18 protein-coding genes, 1 pseudogene and 1 riboswitch are annotated in these 19,745 nt (G+C 73.7%); of the genes and pseudogenes, 9 read left to right on the top strand and 10 right to left on the bottom strand.

The genetic code is table 11. The features are described from left to right. A pseudogene (locus E1291_RS42265) lies at positions 1 to 189 on the top strand (PLP-dependent aminotransferase family protein); the annotation flags it as partial. A 149-nt stretch (positions 190 to 338) separates the two neighbouring features. Next, entirely contained in the window at positions 339 to 1,811 is a 1,473-nt protein-coding gene (locus E1291_RS26955; protein WP_131740885.1) for an aminotransferase class V-fold PLP-dependent enzyme, read from the top strand. Here E1291_RS26955 and E1291_RS26960 read toward each other — a convergent pair. Then, positions 1,808 to 4,306, bottom strand: coding sequence for a mannose-1-phosphate guanyltransferase (locus tag E1291_RS26960; protein ID WP_131740886.1), 2,499 nt, complete (start codon positions 4,304 to 4,306; stop codon positions 1,808 to 1,810). The two genes, E1291_RS26955 and E1291_RS26960, sit on opposite strands and share 4 nt — an antisense overlap. After that, positions 4,303 to 4,935, bottom strand: coding sequence for a cardiolipin synthase ClsA (gene clsA, locus E1291_RS26965; protein WP_242614395.1), 633 nt, complete (start codon positions 4,933 to 4,935; stop codon positions 4,303 to 4,305). Before clsA ends, E1291_RS26960 begins: the two co-directional genes overlap by 4 nt. Positions 4,936 to 5,059: 124 nt before the next feature. Between clsA and E1291_RS26970 the strand changes: the two genes are divergently transcribed. Continuing rightward, complete coding sequence (locus E1291_RS26970) at positions 5,060 to 5,593, top strand: NUDIX hydrolase (protein WP_131740888.1); 534 nt, start codon at positions 5,060 to 5,062, stop codon at positions 5,591 to 5,593. Here the strand turns inward: E1291_RS26970 and E1291_RS26975 are convergent. Next, positions 5,583 to 6,770: a sensor histidine kinase gene (locus E1291_RS26975; RefSeq protein WP_165495298.1), complete on the bottom strand. Its 1,188-nt coding sequence runs from the start codon at positions 6,768 to 6,770 to the stop codon at positions 5,583 to 5,585. The two genes, E1291_RS26970 and E1291_RS26975, sit on opposite strands and share 11 nt — an antisense overlap. A gap of 263 nt (positions 6,771 to 7,033) precedes the next feature. Between E1291_RS26975 and E1291_RS26980 the strand changes: the two genes are divergently transcribed. Further along, positions 7,034 to 7,414, top strand: coding sequence for a hypothetical protein (locus tag E1291_RS26980; RefSeq protein ID WP_165495299.1), 381 nt, complete (start codon positions 7,034 to 7,036; stop codon positions 7,412 to 7,414). A 77-nt stretch (positions 7,415 to 7,491) separates the two neighbouring features. Here E1291_RS26980 and E1291_RS26985 read toward each other — a convergent pair whose 3' ends face one another. After that, on the bottom strand, positions 7,492 to 8,646 hold the full coding sequence (locus tag E1291_RS26985; protein ID WP_131740891.1) for a methyltransferase domain-containing protein: 1,155 nt from the start codon (positions 8,644 to 8,646) through the stop codon (positions 7,492 to 7,494). Between the two features lie 119 nt (positions 8,647 to 8,765). After that, a riboswitch (TPP riboswitch) is annotated at positions 8,766 to 8,879 on the top strand. Here E1291_RS26985 and thiC point away from each other — a divergent pair. The 3 genes from thiC to E1291_RS27000 all read left to right on the top strand — a co-directional run bounded on the left by thiC (position 8,875) and on the right by E1291_RS27000 (position 12,112). Beyond that, positions 8,875 to 10,608, top strand: a complete 1,734-nt coding sequence (gene thiC, locus E1291_RS26990) for a phosphomethylpyrimidine synthase ThiC (RefSeq protein ID WP_131740892.1) — start codon at positions 8,875 to 8,877, stop codon at positions 10,606 to 10,608. It overlaps the preceding riboswitch by 5 nt. Positions 10,609 to 10,748: 140 nt before the next feature. Next, positions 10,749 to 10,976, top strand: a complete 228-nt coding sequence (locus tag E1291_RS26995) for a hypothetical protein (protein WP_131740893.1) — start codon at positions 10,749 to 10,751, stop codon at positions 10,974 to 10,976. Positions 10,977 to 11,518: 542 nt separating this feature from the next. Further along, a complete protein-coding gene (locus E1291_RS27000) occupies positions 11,519 to 12,112 on the top strand; it encodes a TetR/AcrR family transcriptional regulator (protein WP_242614396.1) in 594 nt (197 codons plus the stop codon). 200 nt (positions 12,113 to 12,312) lie between these two features. On the opposite strand, the gene E1291_RS27005 is transcribed toward E1291_RS27000, so the two are convergent. From E1291_RS27005 to E1291_RS27020, 4 genes are all read right to left on the bottom strand, one after another. Further along, positions 12,313 to 12,951 (bottom strand): 4'-phosphopantetheinyl transferase family protein, encoded by a 639-nt coding sequence (locus tag E1291_RS27005; RefSeq protein WP_131740895.1) that lies wholly within the window; start codon positions 12,949 to 12,951, stop codon positions 12,313 to 12,315. Continuing rightward, entirely contained in the window at positions 12,948 to 13,784 is an 837-nt protein-coding gene (locus E1291_RS27010; RefSeq protein ID WP_131740896.1) for a metallophosphoesterase family protein, read from the bottom strand. Before E1291_RS27010 ends, E1291_RS27005 begins: the two co-directional genes overlap by 4 nt. 336 nt (positions 13,785 to 14,120) lie before the next feature. Next, the gene (locus tag E1291_RS27015; RefSeq protein WP_131740897.1) at positions 14,121 to 14,624 is read right to left on the bottom strand and encodes an anthrone oxygenase family protein; all 504 of its coding nucleotides are present in this window, start codon (positions 14,622 to 14,624) and stop codon (positions 14,121 to 14,123) included. Between the two features lie 86 nt (positions 14,625 to 14,710). Continuing rightward, the gene (locus E1291_RS27020; RefSeq protein ID WP_131740898.1) at positions 14,711 to 15,583 is read right to left on the bottom strand and encodes an NAD(P)H-binding protein; all 873 of its coding nucleotides are present in this window, start codon (positions 15,581 to 15,583) and stop codon (positions 14,711 to 14,713) included. Positions 15,584 to 15,665: 82 nt separating this feature from the next. Between E1291_RS27020 and E1291_RS27025 the strand changes: the two genes are divergently transcribed. Continuing rightward, positions 15,666 to 16,601: an AraC family transcriptional regulator gene (locus tag E1291_RS27025; protein ID WP_131740899.1), complete on the top strand. Its 936-nt coding sequence runs from the start codon at positions 15,666 to 15,668 to the stop codon at positions 16,599 to 16,601. A 23-nt stretch (positions 16,602 to 16,624) separates the two neighbouring features. On the opposite strand, the gene E1291_RS27030 is transcribed toward E1291_RS27025, so the two are convergent. After that, positions 16,625 to 16,993 carry a hypothetical protein gene (locus E1291_RS27030; protein ID WP_242614397.1) on the bottom strand — a complete coding sequence of 123 codons (369 nt, stop codon included), beginning with the start codon at positions 16,991 to 16,993 and terminating at the stop codon, positions 16,625 to 16,627. Between the two features lie 278 nt (positions 16,994 to 17,271). On the opposite strand from E1291_RS27030, the gene E1291_RS27035 reads away from it, so the two are divergent. Then, positions 17,272 to 18,459 (top strand): acyl-CoA dehydrogenase family protein, encoded by a 1,188-nt coding sequence (locus E1291_RS27035; protein ID WP_131740900.1) that lies wholly within the window; start codon positions 17,272 to 17,274, stop codon positions 18,457 to 18,459. On the opposite strand, the gene E1291_RS42270 is transcribed toward E1291_RS27035, so the two are convergent. After that, positions 18,434 to 19,745 (bottom strand): hypothetical protein (locus E1291_RS42270; RefSeq protein WP_165495300.1); only part of this gene is annotated, 1,312 nt, incomplete at its 5' end. The genes E1291_RS27035 and E1291_RS42270 overlap by 26 nt on opposite strands.

Here is a 19,745-nt window from a genome sequence, read left to right on the forward strand (position 1 = left end):
TTCGTCGCGGCCGCCGCGCGGCGCGGCATCGCCGTCACGCCCGCCGCCGCGTTCGTCGCCGGGCCGGCGGCCGCGCCCCGCGCCGTCCGCTTCGGCCTCGCCTCCCCCGCCCCGGAGGCGCTGGCCGGCGCCCTCACCGTCCTCGCGGAGCTGGCGGCCGGAACCCCCGACGACGTTCCCGTCGACTGACCGGGCCCGCGTTGGGCCGCGCGGACCCCGGTTTTGGACCGTACCTAAGGGGACCGGCCCTCCGTTCGGCCGCCCGATGGGCCCGTCCGCGAGGAACACTGAAGGTGATCTGAGGCAGTAAAGCGACACACCACGCTCGGGGGTGCACGATGGGCGTTTCACCAGAGCACGCGGCGCCTCCGGAGTACGCCGCGACCCGCCGCCTGGACGAGCTGCGCGCGGCCGAGTACCCCCACCTGGACGCGGACGGGCAGGTCTACCTCGACTACACCGGCTCGGGCGTGGCCGCCCTGTCCCAGTTCGCGGCGCACCAGCGGCGGCTGAGCGGCCGGCTCTACGGCAACCCCCACTCGGAGAGCCCGGCGTCCCGGGCGTCCACCGACCTCGTGGAGAGCGCGCGGGCGGCGGTCCTGGCGTTCTTCAACGCCGACCCCGGCGAGTACGCGGTGGTCTTCACGGCCAACGCCACCGCCGCGTGCCGGCTGGTCGGCGAGGCGTACCCGTTCGGGCGCGGCTCCCGGCTCGTCCTGACCGGGGACAACCACAACTCGGTGAACGGGATCCGGGAGTTCGCGAAGGCGCGCGGCGCCCGCGTCGTCCAGCTGCCGGTGCGGGGGCCGGACCTGCGGGTCGGGGACGGGGAGGTCCGCGCGGCGCTCGGCCGCGGGCGCGGCCTGCTCGCCTATCCGGCGCAGAGCAACTTCACGGGCGTCCAGCATCCCCTGGAGTGGGTCGCCGCCGCGCACGAGCACGGCTACGACGTGCTGCTGGACGCGGCGGCGTTCGCGCCCGCCAACCCCCTGGACCTGAGCGCGACCCATCCCGACTTCGTCCCGGTGAGCTGGTACAAGGTGTTCGGCTACCCGACCGGCGTCGGCGCGCTCGTCGCCCGGCGGGAGGCGCTCGCCCGGCTGCGCCGCCCCTGGTTCGCGGGCGGGACGATCCGGGCGGCCAGCGCGCTCGGCGGCTGGCACGTCCTCGCCGGCGACGAGACCGCGTTCGAGGACGGCACGCTCGACTTCCTGTCCATCCCCGACGTGGAGTTCGGCCTGGACTGGATCAAGGCGATCGGCATGGACCTGATCCACCGCCGGGTGTCGCTCCTGACGTCGTCGCTCCTGCGCCGCCTCGCCGCGCTGCGGCACGCCGACGGGTCGCCCCTCGTGCTGCTGTACGGGCCCGCCGGGACGGCCGGGCGCGGCGGCACCGTGGCCTTCAACGTCCTGGACCGGCGCGGCCGGGTCGTCGACGAGCGCGCCGTCGCCCGCGACACCGCCGCCGCCGGGATCTGCGTCCGCACCGGCTGCTTCTGCAACCCCGGCGCGGGCGAGGGCGCGTTCGGGGTCTCCGAGCGGACGCTGCGGCGGGCCTCGCCTCGGCTGGCCGCGCTCATCCGGGCCCAGGTCACGGGCCGTGACACGGGCCGTGACCTGGGCTCGGCCGGCGGCACGCTCGACGGCTATCTGGATCTGCTCGGCCTGCCGACCGGCGGAGCCGTCCGGGCCTCACTCGGCCTCATGTCCAACATGGCGGACCTGGAGCGCCTGGTGACCTTCCTGGAGTCGGCCTACCGCGACCGGGAGCCCGCCATGGACGGCCTCCCGCCCCGCGAGCGCTGTTAGGGGCCGGCCCGCTCGACCACGAGGGCCCATTCCTCCAGGAGTTCCTGCGCGGTGTCGGCGTCCGGGCCCTCGGCCCACAGGTGCGTGACCGCCTCGGCGGGGTCGGGCAGCACGAGCACCCAGCGGCCGTCGTCCTCCACCACGCGGACGCCGTCGGTGGTGTCGACCGCGCGGCCCGCCGCGGCCTCCACGACGTGCCGCATCACGCCGCCCTTGGCCGCCCACGGCGTGGGGACGGAGCGGCGCAGCAGGTGCGCGTCGGGGATGCGGCGGTCGATCTGGGAGAGGGTCAGCCTGGTCCGCGCGACGAGCCCGATGAGCCGGACGAACGCCGCGATCCCGTCGACGGTGCCGCTGAACTCCGGCATGAGGAACCCGCCCCGGCCGTCCCCGGCGAAGATCACGTCGGGCCGGGCGGCGGCCTTGGTGAGCACGTCCTGCGAGGTGGACGTCCACTCGACCTGGACGCCGTGGAAGCGGCAGACCTGCTCGGCGACCCGCGTCGTGGTCACCGGGAGCGCCACCCGCCCGCCGCGCCGCTCGGCGGCGACGAGGTCCAGCATCACCAGCAGGGCGCGATCGTCGCCGACGTGCTCGCCGTTCTCGTCCACCAGGGAGATCCGCTCCCCCACCGGGTCGAAGCGGACGCCGAACGCGGCGCGCGACGACGACACCAGCTCGCCGAGCCGCTCCAGGTCCCGCATCCGCTCGGCGAGCGTGTCGGTGGGATTGGCCTCGTCCAGGCCGTTGTTGCGGGCCAGGACCTCAACGCCGACCTTGCCGAGCAGGTTGGGCAGCACCAGCGACGCGGTCCCGCCCGCGTTGTCCACGACGATCTTCAGCCCGGCCTCGCGGACGCCGCTGATGTCGACCCGGCGGAGCAGCTCGCGGGTGTAGGTCTCCACGACCCGCGGCGGGTAGGTCAGCTCGGCGATCTCCCCCGGGAAGGCCCGCCGGTACTCCTGGCGGCCGAAGACGCGCTCCAGCTTGCGCTGCGCCGCCTGGGACAGGTCGGCGCCGTCCGGGTCGAGGAAGACGATGTCGACGCCCTGCGGCTCGCCCAGCGTGGTGCGGATGTAGATGCCGCCCGCCGAGTCGGCCCGCCCCGTCTCGAACCGGGCGACCGTCAGCGGGGTCGCCTCCAGGTCCAGGACGTTGATCGCACTGGCCGTCAGCGCGCTGATCACCGCCCGCTTCAGCGTCCGGGCGGCGCGGGACACGTCGCGCCCGGTGACGACCGTCGTGCCCTTCTTCAGCGTGGTCGCGTACGCGCTGGCCAGCCGCACCGCGAGCTCCGGCGTGATCTCCACGTTGACCAGCCCGGACACGCCGCGCGGGCCGAACAGGTTGCGCTGCCCGCGCGACTCCCAGATCACGCTGGTGTTGACGACGGCGCCCGCCTCGATCGTCTTGAACGGGTACACCTTGACGCCGCTGGAGACGTACGCCTCCGCCTCGATCACGCACTCGTCGCCGACGATCGCGCCCTCCTCGACGCGGGCGCCCGCCATGACGTCGGTGTTCTTGCCGACGACGCATCCGCGCAGGCTCGTCGACGGCGCCACGAACACGTTGTCGTGGACGATCGCGCGGTGCAGGAACGCGCCCTCCTTCACCACCACGTTGCTGCCGAGCACCGTGTACTCGCGCAGTTCCACCCCGGCTTCGACCTTGGCGTAGTCGCCGATGTACAGCGGGCCCTTCAGGACGGCCTCCGCGTCCACCTCGGCCCCCTCCGCGACCCACACGCCGGGGGACATCTCGAACCCGCCGAGGTCGATCCCGACCTGCCCCGACAGCATGTCGGCCTGCGCCTTGAGGTAGCTCTCGTGGGTGCCGACGTCCTCCCAGTAGCAGTCGGCGACGTAGCCGAACAGGGGCGCGCCCTCCGCGAGGAGCCTGGGGAACACGTCACCGGACCAGTCGACGACCTCGCCCGCCGTCACGTGGTCGAGGACCTCCGGCTCCATCACGTAGATGCCGGTGTTGACCGTGTCGGAGAACACCTGCCCCCACGTGGGCTTCTCCAGGAAGCGCCGCACGCGGCACTCGTCGTCCACGATGATGATCCCGAACTCCAGCGGGTTCGGGACCCGTTTGAGCCCGATGGTGACCAGGGCCCCGTTGCGCTCGTGGAAGGCGACCATGTCGGTCAGGTCGATGTCGGTGAGCGCGTCCCCGGAGATCACCAGGAACCGGTCGTCGCGCAGCGCCTCCTCGGCGTTCTTGACGCTGCCGGCGGTGCCGAGCGGGATCTCCTCGGTGGCGTAGCTCAGCGACATGCCGAGCTCCTCGCCGTCCCCGAAGTAGTTGCGGATGAGCGCCGCGAGGAACTGCACGGTGACGACGGTCTCGCTGAACCCGTGCCGCTTGAGCAGCCGGAGCACGTGCTCCATGATCGGCCGGTTGACGAGCGGAAGCAGGGGCTTGGGCTGGTTGGCGGTCATCGGACGCAGCCGCGTCCCCTCGCCGCCCGCCATCACGACGGCCTTCATCGGGGGGTCTCAGCTCCCTTCTGGTCGCCGGCCGACGGATCCGCGCCGGGCCGGGCGCCCGGCGGGCCCGGCGCGCGCGCCGGGGGCGAGCCGCGGCCGGCCAGCACCAGTTGCCGCGTCTGCGCCCAGTAGAGGACCGCCGCCCACCAGTACAGGGCCGTCCCCCAGATGGCGAAGGACCATCCGATGACCTTCGCCGCGGTCGCCGCGCCGCCGTCATGGTCGCCCAGCAGCAGCAGCGGGAACGCGTACAGCAGGCAGAGCGTGGCGGCCTTGCCGGTGAAGTGCACCGGCAGCGTCCCGCCGTACCCCAGCCGCCGGACCATCGGCGCGATCGGCGTGATCGCGACCTCCCGGGCGACCAGCAGCGCCACCAGCCACAGCGGGATGATGTCGCGGATCGTGAGCCCGACGAGCGTGGCGAAGATGTAGAGCCGGTCCGCCGCGGGGTCCAGCACCATCCCGAGCCTGCTGGTCTGGTTCAGCGCGCGCGCCAGCTTCCCGTCGAGCCAGTCGGACAGGCCGGCGAACACCAGGACGCCGAGCGCCCACCAGTCCGCCTCGACCAGCACCAGCCACAGGAACAGCGGCACGCCGGCCAGCCTCGCCAGGCTCAGGACGTTCGGCACAGTCAGGACGCGATCCTGCCCGGACGTCCTGCCTACCTCAGCACTCAACGGCGCCTCGCCTCCCCACTCCCCTTGATCCTGACCCTAACGGTAAGGGTTTGAAAGCCCCCGATAGCGTCCAGCCATGCGATGGACGGTGCACGGGGAACGATCGATCTACGACAGTCCCTGGATGAACGTGAGGCTCGCCGATGTCGAACTCCCGGACGGGCGGCGCTTCGACCACCACCTCGTGCGGGTGCGGCCCGCCGCGGGTGTGATCGCGGTGGACGGCCGGGGCCGGGTGCTGCTGATCTGGCGCCACCGTTTCATCACCGACAGGTGGGGGTGGGAGATCCCGGGCGGGCGGGTCGAGGACGGCGAGGATCCCGCCGAGGCCGCCGCCCGCGAGGTGGTGGAGGAGACCGGTTACCGCGCCGGCCCCCTGCGGCCCCTCCTGGAGGTGCGGGCGTCCCCCGGCGTGCACGACGGCGTCCATCACATCTTCCGCGCGGACGGCGCCGAGCGGGTCGGCGAGCCCACCGACGTCGAGGCCGAGCGGATCGCGTGGGTACCGCTGTCGGCCGCCCTCGATCTCGCCGCGCGCGGCGAGATCGGCTCGGGCTCGACCCTGTGCGGCCTGCTCTATCTCCAGGCCCAGGAGGCCGCTACGGGCTGACGGCACCGGTGGTCCCGGCGCCGCGCGGCGCGTCGGCGAGCGGCAGCGACGCCGTGACGACGAATCCGTGCCCCGGCGCCGGGCCCGCGTCGAGCACGCCGCCGACGCTGCGCGCCCGCTCGATCATGCCGAGCACGCCGAATCCCCCCGGCGTCGCGCCCGCGGGGCCGCGGCCGTCGTCGGCGACCCGCACCACGAGCTCGCCGCCGCGCCGCTCCAGGCTCACCTCGGCGGTCCGCGCCGCCGCGTGCTTCACGACGTTGGTCAGGGCCTCCTGGACGATCCGGTACGCCGCCACCCCCACCTCCGGCGGCAGCGGCCCCGCGCCGGGCCCGTCGAACGTCACCGCGAGGCCCGCCGCCCGCGCCGCCCTGACCAGCTCGGGAATCGCGTCCGGCCCGGGAAGGCTCTCCGGCGCGGGCTCGACGTCGGTCCCCCGCAGCACCTGGAGGGTGCCGCGCAGCTCGGTGCGGGCGTCCCGGCACGTGGCCGCGATCGAGGCGAGCGCGTCGCCGAGCTCCGCCCGGTCGAGCGGCCGGTCGCCGCGCACCAGGTGCGCCGCCGCGCCGGCCTGCACCCCGATCACGGTGATGCTGTGCGCGAGGAGGTCGTGCAGGTCGCGCGCGATCCGCAGCCGCTCCTCGGCGACCCGCCGCCGGGCCTCCTCCTCCCGGGTGCGCTCGGCCCGCTCCGCCCGCTCGGTGATCGCGGCGACCCGCGTCCGGTGGCTCCGCCACACCTGCACGGCGATGACGATCGCGACGACCGCCTCGATCACCGCGATCTGCTCCCGGACGCTGCCGCCGCCCGCGCGCATCGCCATCCCGATCACGCACGTCGTGAGCAGCGCGCCGGCGATGCTCAGCACGATCCGCACCCGCCAGCCGAGCACCGCGTACCCGAAGAGCGCGATGACCTCGGCGGGCACGAGCGCGTGATGCTGGTACTGCGCCAGGTGGTAGGTCACCGCCAGCGCCACCAGTGCCAGCAGCGCCCCTCCCGGCCACCGCCGCAGCAGGAGCAGCGGAACGTGCGCCCCGGCCAGCAGCACGGCGCCCGGCACGTCCAGGGGCCGCACGCCGGGCCACTTCACGGCCACGGCGGCCGCCACCACCGCCAGCGCCACGACCGGCGGGACGTCTCTGCGCTGCACGCCCGCGCGGGGCACGATCACCACGCGCCCATCTTCCCCGACGCCGCTCGTCTCCCGCATCCGGCACCGGCCCCGGCCGGGCGGCCGATCGCCTCCTCCGCCGCCGCGTTCGCGACGGCGGGGCCGTTTTCGGGCGTCCTTTGGCTCATCTCATTGATAGGGACTGGTAATCGTCAAAGTAGGCGATTGAGAACTGAACCCGATCGGCCGCCGGTCCCGTACCCCTGGTCGTACGGAGGCCGCGACGAGACCGCGGTCTCCTCCTCACCAGAGACCAGGGAGCAGAAATGTCCGCGAACACGTTCTCCGCCCGCCGCATCGCCACCGCCGCCACCGTGGCCGCCACCGCCGGGATGATCGGGCTGGGCATGGCCTCGTCGGCCGGCGCCGCCGCCGCGCCCGCCAAGGTCACCGTGAAGGTCGCCCAGAAGGGCAATTACACGGCGACGGTGTGCGTCGGCGACAACCTTGAGGCCCGGTGCCTCGACGGCATCCGCAAGGGCCAGACCAAGACGTTCACGGTGGCGCCTGAGAAGGGCACCCCGGTCAGCGTCCGCGTCGTCGTGCAGGGCGGCGGCTCGGCCGACAAGTCGGTCGTGAGCAACAAGACCCAGCTCAAGTTCGAGACCGCCGGGAGCAAGGCCAAGCCCACCGTCAAGCAGGTCTGATCGGCGCGGACCCCCGCCCGGATATGCGCGTCCCGCCGGTTCCCCCGGCGGGACGCGCCATTCCCGGAAAGCAGTTTTCACACCATATGGTCCGGCCCGCCGCACCATATTCGCTGCCCGTCCGGCGTGACCGTCATACCGAAACGGCCGCGCGGCGGGCTTCCCCATGAGACCCAGCGGAAAAAGGCGTCGAGCACCTCGTCCCACAGGTCGCGGGGACCGTACTGCTGGACGAGGGCGGAGCCTCCGGGGTCCGTGGTCACCTGGGCGCCGCTGTCGGAGGTCCAGAGCCGCGCGATGACCGCGCCGTCCCACATGGTCCGGTGCGTGGCGTGGAGGCCGGGAAGGGCTCCGGCGACGGCGACGTCCGCGCCGGGGGAGGTCTGGAAGACGCGGCGGGGGTCGACGCGGGCCGCCGTCCGGCGGAGCGGGCCCGCCGGGGCGGGCGGGCCGTCCCGGCGCTCGGAGCGCAGGCGCATGTAGCCGCAGCCGCCGGTGAACGTCCCGACCGCGGTCCGGTCCGGCAGGACGGTGAGCCGGGCGCGGTGCCCGCCCTGGTACCAGGGCATCCAGGGGAGGACGATCGTGCCGCCGGGGCGCGTCTGCTCGATCCACGCGTACGGCACCGCGGCGACCCCGCAGGCGGCGTGGACCGCGTCGAACGGGGCGCGGCCGGGGACGCCCGCCGCGCCGTCGCCGGTGACCAGCTCGATCGCGGCCGCGCGGCCGGCCGCGCGGAGGTTCGCCGCCGCCCGCGCGCTCAGGTCCGGGTCGATCTCGACGGAGGTGACGCGGACGCCGGGCCGGTCCGCGATCAGCGCCGCCGTCCAGCCGGTGCCGGTCCCGATGTCGAGGACGCCGTCGTGTTCGAGGACGCCGAGCATCTCCAGGAACGCGACGGCGACGCCCGGCGCCGAGAGCGACGAGGACGCCGTGCCCGGCCCCGCCGCGGGGCCGGCCGCCCCGTCGCCGGCCTGCGTGACGATCGGCAGGTCCTCGTAGGCGGCCCGCCACCAGCCGGCCGGGTCCGCCGAGCGGTCGATGCGGCGGCCCGGCCCCCCGTCCTGCGGGACGGCCAGCGCGACCGGGGGCACGAAGAGGTGGCGCGGCACCGCGCGCAGCGCCGCGCGGGACGACTCGGCGGTCAGCAGCCCACCGGCCTCAAGCTCGCGGATGAGGTCCTCGATGAGCCGCGCCGCGCCGCCCGGCCCCCACGCCTCCGGCTCGACCATGCGCTCACTCCGTCCCCCTCCCCCTGCCCGCTCCGGCGCGCCCCATCGCGGTCCGGGCAGGGGCTTTACCCCATCGGAGCCGGTTGCGGCAAGCGGGGTGGAGCGGGTTAACGTCGTGGACGACAGATCGCGGGGGCCCGGCGAACCGGGCTGAGATAGCGGCTGGGACGGCCGCTGACCGCTGGAACCTGACCGGGTAATGCCGGCGTAGGGAGAGATCGAGTCGTCATGACCGAAACCGTGTTTTCACCTGCCCGCAAGACGTACCTCCAGGGTTCGCGGCCCGACCTGCGCGTGCCCATGCGCGAGGTGCCGCTGACCACCGGCGACGCCGTCGTCCTGTACGACACGTCCGGGCCGTACACCGACCCGGCGTACGAGGCGGACGTCCGGCGGGGCCTGCCCGCGCTGCGGGACGCGTGGATCGCCGAGCGCGGCGACACCGCGCCGTACGAGGGGCGGACCGCCCGCCCCGAGGACGACGGGCGCCGCTCCGGGGACCCGCTGCGCGGCGGGGCGGCGTTCCCCGAGCGCCGCCCCCGGCGGGCCGTGGGCGGGGCGGTGACCCAGCGCGCCTACGCGCGGCGGGGGGAGATCACGTCCGAGATGGAGTTCGTGGCGCTGCGCGAGGGCGTGCCGCCGGAGTTCGTCCGGGACGAGCTGGCGGCGGGCCGCGCCGTGCTCCCGGCGAACGTCAACCACCCCGAGATCGAACCGATGATCATCGGCCGGAACTTCCTGGTGAAGGTGAACGCCAACATCGGCAACTCCGCCGTGGCGTCCTCGATCGAGGACGAGGTGGAGAAGATGACGTGGGCGACCCGCTGGGGCGCCGACACGATCATGGACCTGTCCACGGGGCGGGACATCCACACCACGCGGGAGTGGATCCTGCGGAACTCGCCGGTCCCGGTCGGGACCGTTCCGCTGTACCAGGCCCTGGAGAAGGTCGGCGGCGACCCGGCGGAGCTGAGCTTCGACGTCTTCCGCGACACCGTCATCGAGCAGGCGGAGCAGGGCGTCGACTACATGACCGTCCACGCCGGGGTCCTGCTGCGGTACGTGCCGCTGACGGCGCGCCGCAAGACCGGCATCGTGTCGCGCGGCGGGTCGATCATGGCGGCGTGGTGCCTGGCGCACCACGAGGAGAACTTCCTCTACACCCGGTTCCGGGAGCTGTGCGAGATCTTCGCCGCCTACGACGTCACCTGGTCCCTCGGCGACGGGCTGCGCCCCGGCTCGATCGCGGACGCCAACGACGAGGCGCAGTTCGCGGAACTGCGCACGCAGGGCGAGCTGACGCGGATCGCGGCGGAGTTCGGCAACCAGGTGATGAACGAGGGCCCCGGCCACGTCCCGATGCACAAGATCAAGGAGAACGTCGACCTGCAGCGGGAGTGGTGCGACGACGCGCCCTTCTACACGCTGGGGCCGCTGACCACCGACATCGCGCCCGGCTACGACCACATCACCTCGGCGATCGGCGCGGCGATGATCGGCTGGTACGGGACGGCGATGCTCTGCTACGTCACCCCCAAGGAGCACCTCGGCCTGCCGGACCGCGACGACGTGAAGGCGGGCGTGATCGCCTACAAGATCGCGGCGCACGCCGCCGACCTGGCCAAGGGTCATCCGGGCGCGCAGGCGTGGGACGACGCGCTGTCGGACGCGCGGTTCGACTTCCGCTGGGAGGACCAGTTCAACCTCTCCCTCGACCCGGACACCGCCCGCGCCTTCCACGACGCGACACTGCCCGCCGCGCCGGCCAAGACCGCGCACTTCTGCTCGATGTGCGGCCCGCACTTCTGCTCCATGAAGATCACCCGTGACGTCCGCCGCTACGCCGACGAGCACGGCCTGGACGACGCCGAGGCCATCGACGCGGGCATGAGGGAGAAGGCGGGCGAGTTCCGGGACTCCGGCGGCAGGGTCTACCTCCCCATATCGCCCGGCGGCTCCTGACCGCCCACCGCCCGGGGCCCGCCGCCGACAGCCGTCCGCGGGGGCCCCGGCGCGGAGGGCGAGACCTGGTCGACCGGTGACCTGCAACGGACACCGGTCTCGGCTTGTGTCCGGGCATCGGCAGTAAGACCCTCATGGACATGAGCCTGTTCCTGGTCGCGGTCCTCGCGACGGCCTTGGGCACCTGGCTGCGCCGCTGGTGGCTCCTGATGCTCCCCATCGCCGCGGCGACGGGCGCCGCCCTCCTCCTGGCCATGCCCGGCACCCGCGTCGACGCGGACAACCCGCTGCCGTTCCTGCTGGTCCTGATCGAACTCTTCCTCGCGGTCGGCGTCACCGCCGGCAAGCGCCTGACCCGCCCCACCTGACCGGGCGGCGAACCTCGGCCCAGCGCCTCCACGGCTCATCCCGAACGGGCCGCGCTCACCCGTCCGCCGCTCACGTCCCCGCGGGTTCGGGTCGGTGTTCGGGGCAGACGTGCCGAGGGCGCGCCCCCAGGGACGCCACCGGCCGGGTGAAGCGATACCAGAGGCCGCCCCAGCTCCGTCGCCCCGCGTTGATCACGAGATAGAACCCGGCCCCCGATTCGATGGCCGCCAGATAGGCATCGCCGATCCCCCGGAAAGGCGGCTCGGCCTCCAACCACAGCATCGCCGGCCGTGGGCGAGAGGGAGATCAAGGTCGAGTCCGGGTGGCGCCGTCGCCGCTCGGTCAGCCGGCGGGCCGTGTCGTCCCGGCGTCGTCCACCCGTTGTCGCCGGACCTGCCGCGGACGTCTGGTGACGTCCATGGTGGGGCTTTCGCCTGGTGCGCCGGCGGTCCGGACTAGGATCGAGGGACCGTTCCAAAGCGGCGGCTCCGCAGGGTCCCGCCGCGCCGCAGCCCGCCGCGAGGAAGAACCGGAGAACCAGGTGACCAGCGACGACACGCCGCGGGCCCCCGCCCGCCCCGAGCGCGCCGACGTGCGACGCAACCGCGCGCGGCTGCTCGCCGCGGCCCGGGAGATGTTCCTGCGCGACGGGGCCGGCGCGTCCCTGGAGGGCGTCGCGCGGCTGGCGGGCGTCGGGATCGGGACGCTCTACCGCCATTTCCCCACCCGCCGGGATCTCGTGGAGGCCCTTCTCGCCGACGTCTACGACGACCTCGGCACCCGCGCCCAGGAGCTGGCGGGGGCACCGGATCCCGGCGAGGCGCTGATGGAGTGGCTGCGCGCGTTCGTCTCGCACGTCACCGGGTTCCGCGGCATGGCGGCCTCGGCACTGATCACGCTGCGGGACGAGGGCGCGGACCCGCCGACGTCGTGCGGGACGATGCGGGCCGCGGGCGAGGCCCTGTTCGCACGCGCTCAGGCGAGCGGCGACGTGCCCGCCGGAGTCGGCTTCCTGGACGTCCTGACGCTCGCGGGCGCGATCGCGATCGCCACCGAGCAGGACCCGGGCACCGCCGACCGCCTCCTGTCCCTCGCCGCCGCCGGCGCGGTCCCCGGAGTGAGCCGGGCGTCCTGAGGGACAAACCCCTGGCGCCTGCTCAATATGTGGACCTCGGCCGTCGCGCGGGCGCGTGACCTGACCGGCGGGGCGACGCCGGAGGCGAGCCCCGCCGGGAAGATCGCGAAGCGATTCGCGCTCGCACGAGCCCGGTCAAGGAGCGAGCCGCCAGGCGAGCCCTTGGGCCGGGATTGCAGTAGACACAGCCGGGGTTGCGGTCAGCGCGGCACGGAGATCGCGGTGGTGATGAGGCCGTCGGCCGCGGTCCAGCGGCCGGTGAACGTCTCGAACGGGGTGTCGGCGACGAGGATCCCGGCGGTGAACGTGCCGTCCGGGCCGAGGACGAGCGTGGCGTCCTCGAAACCGAGCCAGCGGCGCGTCACCGGGAACCACGCCTTGTAGACGGCCTCCTTGGCGCAGAAGAGCAGCCTGTCCCAGTGGGTCTCGGGGGACGTGCGGGCGAGCTCGGCGAGCAGCGGCAGTTCCTCCTCGCGGGCGATCGCCTCCAGGACGCCCTCCGGGAGCGGTCCGTGGGGTTCGGCGTCGATGCCGAGGGCGGCGATGTCGCCGGCCCTGGCGACGGCCGCCGCGCGGTAGCCGTCGCAGTGCGTCATGCTGCCGACGACGCCGTCCGGCCATCGCGGCGCGCCCCGCTCCCCCGGGACGATCGGCACGGGCGGCAGGCCGAGGTCGGCGAGGGCGCGGCGGGCGCACCAGCGGACGGTGGTGAACTCCCGGCGCCGCTTGTCCACGGCCCGCGCGACGGCGGGCTCCTCCTCCGCGAGGAGCACGGCGCCGGGCGGGTCGTCGTAGGCGGCGGACGTCGCGACGCCCGCCGGCAGGATCCGCTCGATCACGACGGCTCCGGGGCGGGCAGGACCAGGCGGGGGCCCTTGGGTCCCTCGCCGCGCCTGCGCCACTCGCGCGGGTAGCCCACCGACACCTCGACGTGCGGGACCCCGTCGCTCCAGATCGTCCGCGGGATGTGGAGATGGCCGTACACCACCGTGACCGCGTCGTAGCGGACGTGCCAGTCGGCCGTGCGCTCGGTGCCGCACCATTGCGCGAACTCCGGGAACCACAGGATGTCGGTGGGTTCGCGGATCAGCGGCCAGTGGTTCACCAGGACGGTGCGGGTCCCCGCGGGCAGGTCTGCCAGGCGCTGCTCGGTGTAGGCGATCCGCGCGTCGCACCAGGCGTCACGGGACGGGTGGGGGTCGGGGAAAAGGTAGACCTCGTCGGTGCAGACCACGCCCGCCTCGTGGGCTATCTTCAGCGCCTCCTCCTTGGTGGAGGCGCCCTTCGGGCGGAACGTGTAGTCGTAGAGGACGAACAGTGGCGCGATCGTCACGGGACCGCCGTCGCCCTCCCACACTGGAAACGGGTCCTCGGGGGTGAGCACGCCCAAACTCCGGCACATATCGACGAGGTGGCGGTAGCGCGCCTCGCCGCGCAGGGCGACCGGGTCGTCCTTGACGGTCCAGAGCTCGTGGTTGCCGGGCACCCAGATGACCTTGGCGAAGCGCCCGGCGAGCGTCCGCAGCGTCCACTCGACCTCGGCGAAGCGCTCGGCGACGTCGCCCGCCACGATCAGCCAGTCGCCCTCGGAGGCGGGCCGCAGTCCCTCGACGAACGAACGGTTGTCCGGGAAGCCCACGTGCAGGTCGCTGATGCCATAGAGACCGCTCATCCACAGATCGTAAGCCGCTTCGATCTCGAACCGGTCGTCCGGACGGCGGCGTCCGGGGCCGTCGCGGGGGCCGGTCAAGGACCGGTCGCGGCGCGCTGGACCCGCGGTGGGCCCCGCCACCTCGTCTTTCGGGCCCGGGCGCGGCCGGGGGCGCCCGCCCGGCTCCGTCGCGGCCGATCGGGAAATGGGGTGAAGGTAGGGGTCGCCGTAGGGGTTCGGCCTGGTGGGATCGCCGCCCGCCACAAGGGGAACGGCCCGGCTCTCGATGGGAGCGCGGGCCGTTCTCCGTTGGCGTGGTCGTCCAGCACGGCGGGGCGTGGCGGCGGACACGGGCGGTCAGGCGTTCTTGCCCCAGAAGTACGCGCCGGCGCTCATCAGAAGCAGGCTCACCCAGCTGAACAGGGCGCGGACGGTGTTCCAGGCCGTCCAGCGGCCGCTGTAGTCCGACCAGATCTCCGCGGCCCGGTGGGCGTCGGCGGGGATCTTCACCGCGTCCAGGTCGTTGTTCATCGGGATGTTCACCGCGAAGCTCGGCACCAGCGCGCCGATGAAGTAGACGGCCGCCGCCGCGAAGAACAGCAGCGCCGCGGGCTTCTGGTCGAGGGTCAGCAGCAGGATCCCGGCGACCACCGCGATGACCGGCACGAGCATGAACATCCCGACGAACACCGGGTTCTGGATCTTCTGGTTGATGGCCTGCATGGCGTCGATCGCCGAGCCCGGCTTGGCGGCGTTCAGGCCCGGCATGACGCCGGTGGAGAAACCGAAGAACGTGCCCGCCATGCCGGCGGCCATCAGGATGGACAGGGCCGCCGAGGCGACCGAAAGGGAGAACTTCATCATCGGATCCTTCTCTTGACCGGGCGTGTGGCCCGCCTTGCGATGGGGGGGTGCCGGGGCGGCCCCGGTGGGCCGCCCCGAGTGGGTCAGACCGTCCAGATGCCGCTGGCGGCGGCCTCCTTCGCGTAGTCGGCGAAGTCCCGGGGCTCACGGCCGAGGGCGCGCCGGACACCGTCGGCGGGAGCGGAGTTCCGCCCGTCCAGGACGGTGGTGAACAGGTAGGTCAGCAGGTCCACGACCTCGCCGGGCAGGCCGTGCTCGCGCAGCGCGGCGGCGTAGTCGTCCATGCCCACCGGGATGTAGACGATCTCCCGCCCGGCCGCGCCGCCGATCTCGGCCGCCGCCTCGGCGAAGGTGAGCGCGCGCGGCCCGGTCACCTCGTAGACCTGCCCGGCGTGGCCGCCGGTGAGCGCCGCGACCGCCACGTCGGCGATGTCGTCGGCGTCCACGAACGGCTCGGGGACGTCACCCGCGGGCAGGACGACCTCGCCCTCCCGCACCGGGTCCAGCAGGTAGTCCTCGCTGAAGTTCTGCGCGAACCAGCTGGCGCGGACGACCGTCCACTCCAGGCCCGAGTCCTGGACGATCCGCTCGCACGCCTGGGCCTCGTCCTCGCCCCGGCCCGACAGCAGGACCACGCGGCGGACCCCGGCGGCGGAGGCCGCGGCGGTGAACGCGGTGATGGCCGCGGGCGCCTGCGGTACCGCGAGGTCCGGGTAGTAGACCAGGTAGACCGCCTCGACGTCCCGCAGGACCGGCGCCCACGTGGTCTCGTCCTCCCAGTCGAACGCGGGCTCGGCCGAGCGGGATCCCATGCGCACCGGCACGTCCAGCGCCTCGAGCCGCTCGACCACGCGGCGGCCGGTCTTGCCCGTCCCGCCGAGGACGAGGGTCAGGCCCGGGTCCGCGCCGGCGGTGCTCACGCTGTCGTTCACGGTGGTGTCCTCGTTGTTCGTCATGCCCTCAAGTCAACCGTCGGACCGATCCAGCGACCATCGTTGAGAAGCTGGTCCACATACGCGAGCGTCTACGCTGACCTCCATGGACGCGCTCACCGACCTGCTCGACGGCCCCCGGGCACGGGGGGCCTTCATGATCCGCTCGGCCCTGAACCCGCCCTGGTCCGTCCGGATCCAGGACGAGGCGCCGCTGACCCTCGTCGCGATGGTGCGGGACGAGGCGTGGATCACCCCCGACGACGGCGGGCCCCGGTGCGTCCGGCCCGGCGACATGGTGATCTGCCGGGGTCCCGACCCGTACACGGTGGCCGACGGCCCGGCGACCGAGCCGCAGATCGTCATCCATCCCGGGCAGGTGTGCACCACCCCCGACGGCACGAGCGTGTCGGAGGCGATGGACCTCGGCGTGCGGACCTGGGGGAACGACCCGGACGGCTCGGCGGTGATGCTGATCGGCACCTACCAGATGCGCGGCGCCGTCACTCAGCGGCTGCTGGCCGCGCTGCCCCCGCTCGCGATCCTGCGCGGCGACACGTGGCGGTCGCCGCTGATCGGCCTGCTCGCCGAGGAGATCGTCAAGGACGAGCCGGGGCAGGAGGTCGTCCTGGACAGGCTGCTCGACCTGCTGCTCATCGGGACGTTGCGCGCCTGGTTCTCCCGGCCCGGCGCCGAGCGGCCCGGCTGGTACCGGGCCCACGGCGACGCCGTCGTCGGCCCGGCGCTGCGGCTGCTGCACGAGGACCTGTCGCATCCCTGGACCGTCGCCGGCCTGGCCGCGCGGGTCGGCGTCTCGCGGGCGGCGCTCGCGCAGCGGTTCGGGAAGCTGGTCGGCGAGCCGCCCATGGCGTACCTGACCGGCGTCCGCCTCGCCCAGGCCGCCGACCTGCTGCGCGAGAGCGACGCCACGCTGGACGCGGTGGCCCGGCAGGTCGGCTACGGCAACGCGTTCGCGCTGAGCACCGCGTTCAAACGGGAGCGCGGCGTCAGCCCGCAGGAGTACCGCGCCGGCGCGGGGTGACCCCCCGGCCGCGGGACGGGCCGTCACCGCTCGCGGGGCGTGGGCCGGGCCCACACGACGGCGTCGTCCGCCGCGTCCGGGATGAAGGGGATGACGAAGGCGCAGTCCGCCGGGACGGACCCGGGCACCTCTCCCGCCTCGCCGAACGGCGTGGCGAGACCGGCCCGCAGGCCGCCCCTCAGGCCGGGCCGGCTCATCGCCGCCGCGATGTGCGCGACGCCGCCCGGTGCGGAGCCGAGCCCGTCGGTGACGATCTCGGTGCCGGGCGGCGGCGGTCCCGGCGGCCCCGTGAAGATCATGTCCATGAACAGCCGCCCGCCCGCGGGCTCCCGCTCGGCACATGGATCGGTGAGCGTGGGCGCGGGCGCGCGCCCCGGAACGCTCTTCGTCATCCTGCCCCCGTGACATGCCTTTTGGACCGTTCCGAGGAACCTATCCCCGCTCTCGCACGGCGCACCTCCTCCGCAGGACCCACACCTCCTACTCCGTAGGTTCCAGTCTTCGTCCTCCGCAAGTCCAGCGCCCGTCCTCCGCGGGTCCGAGGCTCTGATCAGCCCGGGGACGAGAGCGAGCGGGCGCCGCCGCCGCGGAGCCGCGGCCCGGCGACGCGGAGGCGCGGAGGCGCGGGGGCGAGGGTGCCCGGAAAGGTCGTGCGGGGAAGAGAACGGCCATGACGACCACCGCACAGCAGCCGCCCGTCCATCCGTCCGCCCTGATCGCCTTCGACGGGCTCCTCACCGAGGAAGAGCGCGAGATCCGCCGCACCGTCCGGCGGATCTGCGACGCGGAGCTGCGCCCCCACGTGGCCGAGTGGTTCGAGCGGGGCGCCGTCCCCGCGCGGGAGATCTCCCGCAGGCTCGGCGACGCCGGGCTGCTCGGCATGCACCTGGACGGCTACGGCTGCGCGGGAACCGGCGCCGTCGCCTACGGGCTGGCCTGCCTCGAACTGGAGGCGGCCGACTCCGGGCTGCGCAGCCTCGTCTCGGTGCAGGGGTCCCTCGCCATGTTCGCGATCTGGAAGCACGGCTCGGAGGAGCAGAAACGGGAGTGGCTGCCCGCGATGGCGCGCGGCGAGGCCGTCGGCTGCTTCGGCCTCACCGAGCCCGACTTCGGCTCGGACCCGGCCGGGATGCGGACCAGGGCCCGCTCCGACGGCGCGGACTGGGTCCTGTCGGGCACCAAGACGTGGATCACGAACGGCTCGGTCGCCGACGTCGCCGTCGTCTGGGCGCGCACCGACGGCGGGATCCGCGGCTTCCTCGTCCCTGCCGGGACGCCCGGCTTCCAGGCCCGCGACATCGGGCGCAAGCTCTCACTGCGGGCCGGCGTGACCAGCGAGCTGGTCCTGGACGGGGTGCGGCTGCCCGCGACGGCCGAGCTGCCCGGAGCCCGCGGCCTCTCCGGGCCGCTGAGCTGCCTGAACGAGGCCCGCTTCGGGATCGTCTTCGGCGCCCTCGGCGCCGCGCTGGACTGCCTGGAGACGACCCTGGACTACGTGCGCGAGCGGCGCGTGTTCGATCGCCCGCTGGCCTCGTTCCAGCTCACCCAGCAGAAGCTCGCGGACATGGCGCTGGAGCTCGGCAAGGGGCTGCTGCTGGCCGTCCACCTCGGCCGCCTCAAGGAGGCCGGGGCCCTCACGCCCGAGCAGGTCAGCCTCGGCAAGCTGAACAACGTCCGCGAGGCCCTCGCCATCGCCCGGACGTGCCGGACCCTGCTCGGCGCCAACGGCATCACGCTCGAATATCCGGTGATCCGGCACGCGAACAACCTGGAGTCGGTCCTGACCTACGAGGGGACCTCCGAGGTGCACGCGCTGGTCATCGGCCGCGCGCTCACCGGCGAGCAGGCGTTCCACTAGCCGCGCCGCGCGGGCGGGCGGGCACGTACAGGCGGATGTCGTCCAGCTTCGCCTCGCCCTCGTAGAAGTTCATGTGCGGGTCACCGATCATGAAGGTGTCGGGGTAGGCGGACCCGGCGGGCCAGGTGTCGCGGTCGACGAGCGTGCCGCCCGGCCCCTTCCACGTCCAGTCGGCGTTGTACCGTCCGTCGTACTCCTCCGGCCGCCGGTTGTAGTGCCAGATCGGTTCCCCGTCCTGGACGAAGGCGCGCGTATACCGGAAGGTCGCGCGCCCCACGTGGGCGAAGTTCCCGGACATCTCCATCGTGTACGCCCCGTCCCGCCGCTCGACCGCGAACCGGTAGGGCTCGTCCGGCAGCGCTTCGGGCCTCAGGTCGACCGCCGAGACGATCGCGCCGCCCTTGGCGAGGCCGCACTCGCTCGGCATGAGGTACTCGGTTCCGGGCATCGCGGGATAGCGGCGGTCGTCGGTCATGAAGATGGCGTTGACCCCGTTCCCGCTGCCCGCGGCGTACGGCTCGTACCGGCGGGTGGCCGGGTTGCAGTACCGCAGGCCCGAGCCCGTGTACTTGTAGCGGTTGTAGCCGTCCATGGCCACTTTGCGGTGCCCGTGGATGAAGACGTTGTTGTGCGGCGCGACCCGCTCGTAATCCATGATCGCCATGTAGTAGAAGCCGTTGGAGTCGGTGCGGACGTCGTCCCATCGGCACTCGGGACGGGAGAAGTCCCCGCCGGCCGCCCAGGGGAAGGCGGTCTTGCAGCCGAGCGGCGAGTAGCCGTTGACCCGGCCGTCCGGGTAGTCCCAGGAGCCGCCGCGCTTTCCCCCGAAGTCGAGCCCGCGCAGCGTGACCTCCACCCGGTACTCGGCGGGAAGCGGCCTCGTGGACCGGATGACCGCTCCCGCCCGGTGGTTCGGCTCGCGCAGTATCGCGACGCCGTTCCGCGAGGTCAGGCTGGGAGGCGCGTCGGGCCTGCCGTCGCCGTCGACGTCGCGGGCGGCCAGCTCGGCGGTGAGCCAGCCGCGGGCGCCGAAGGCGAACGACCGGCGGTAGGTCCGCGTCCTCGCGAGCTGCGCGCGGAACGCCGGGCCGCCGACGGTGTCGAAATAGGCGCCGTCGTTGTCGTACATGTCGACGTCGTAGGGGCTGGACGGGCCGTCGCCGTCGGGCCTCCAGGGCGCCTTCGCGCCGTCCGGGCGCCGGTCGAAGGACTCGGCGCCGACCAGCCTCCAGCCGCGCGCGGCCTCCGGCGCGAACGCCCGCGGCACCGCCGCGCCGGCGGGGGCC

The organism is Actinomadura roseirufa (genome assembly GCF_900659635.1).
GTDB classification, from domain to species: domain Bacteria; phylum Actinomycetota; class Actinomycetes; order Streptosporangiales; family Streptosporangiaceae; genus Spirillospora; species Spirillospora roseirufa.

What these genes read in the sequence shown, in the direction of transcription:
- E1291_RS27025 (WP_131740899.1), top strand. Translation starts at nt 15,666, where the DNA reads ATGGACGCGCTCACCGACCTGCTCGACGGCCCCCGGGCACGGGGGGCC.
- E1291_RS27010 (WP_131740896.1), bottom strand. Translation starts at nt 13,784, where the DNA reads ATGAGCGGTCTCTATGGCATCAGCGACCTGCACGTGGGCTTCCCGGAC.
- E1291_RS26985 (WP_131740891.1), bottom strand. Translation starts at nt 8,646, where the DNA reads ATGGTCGAGCCGGAGGCGTGGGGGCCGGGCGGCGCGGCGCGGCTCATC.
- E1291_RS27020 (WP_131740898.1), bottom strand. Translation starts at nt 15,583, where the DNA reads ATGACGAACAACGAGGACACCACCGTGAACGACAGCGTGAGCACCGCC.
- E1291_RS26955 (WP_131740885.1), top strand. Translation starts at nt 339, where the DNA reads ATGGGCGTTTCACCAGAGCACGCGGCGCCTCCGGAGTACGCCGCGACC.
- E1291_RS26970 (WP_131740888.1), top strand. Translation starts at nt 5,060, where the DNA reads ATGCGATGGACGGTGCACGGGGAACGATCGATCTACGACAGTCCCTGG.
- E1291_RS27030 (WP_242614397.1), bottom strand. Translation starts at nt 16,993, where the DNA reads ATGACGAAGAGCGTTCCGGGGCGCGCGCCCGCGCCCACGCTCACCGAT.
- E1291_RS26960 (WP_131740886.1), bottom strand. Translation starts at nt 4,306, where the DNA reads ATGAAGGCCGTCGTGATGGCGGGCGGCGAGGGGACGCGGCTGCGTCCG.
- E1291_RS26980 (WP_165495299.1), top strand. Translation starts at nt 7,034, where the DNA reads ATGTCCGCGAACACGTTCTCCGCCCGCCGCATCGCCACCGCCGCCACC.
- E1291_RS26995 (WP_131740893.1), top strand. Translation starts at nt 10,749, where the DNA reads ATGAGCCTGTTCCTGGTCGCGGTCCTCGCGACGGCCTTGGGCACCTGG.
- E1291_RS27035 (WP_131740900.1), top strand. Translation starts at nt 17,272, where the DNA reads ATGACGACCACCGCACAGCAGCCGCCCGTCCATCCGTCCGCCCTGATC.
- thiC (WP_131740892.1), top strand. Translation starts at nt 8,875, where the DNA reads ATGACCGAAACCGTGTTTTCACCTGCCCGCAAGACGTACCTCCAGGGT.
- E1291_RS27015 (WP_131740897.1), bottom strand. Translation starts at nt 14,624, where the DNA reads ATGAAGTTCTCCCTTTCGGTCGCCTCGGCGGCCCTGTCCATCCTGATG.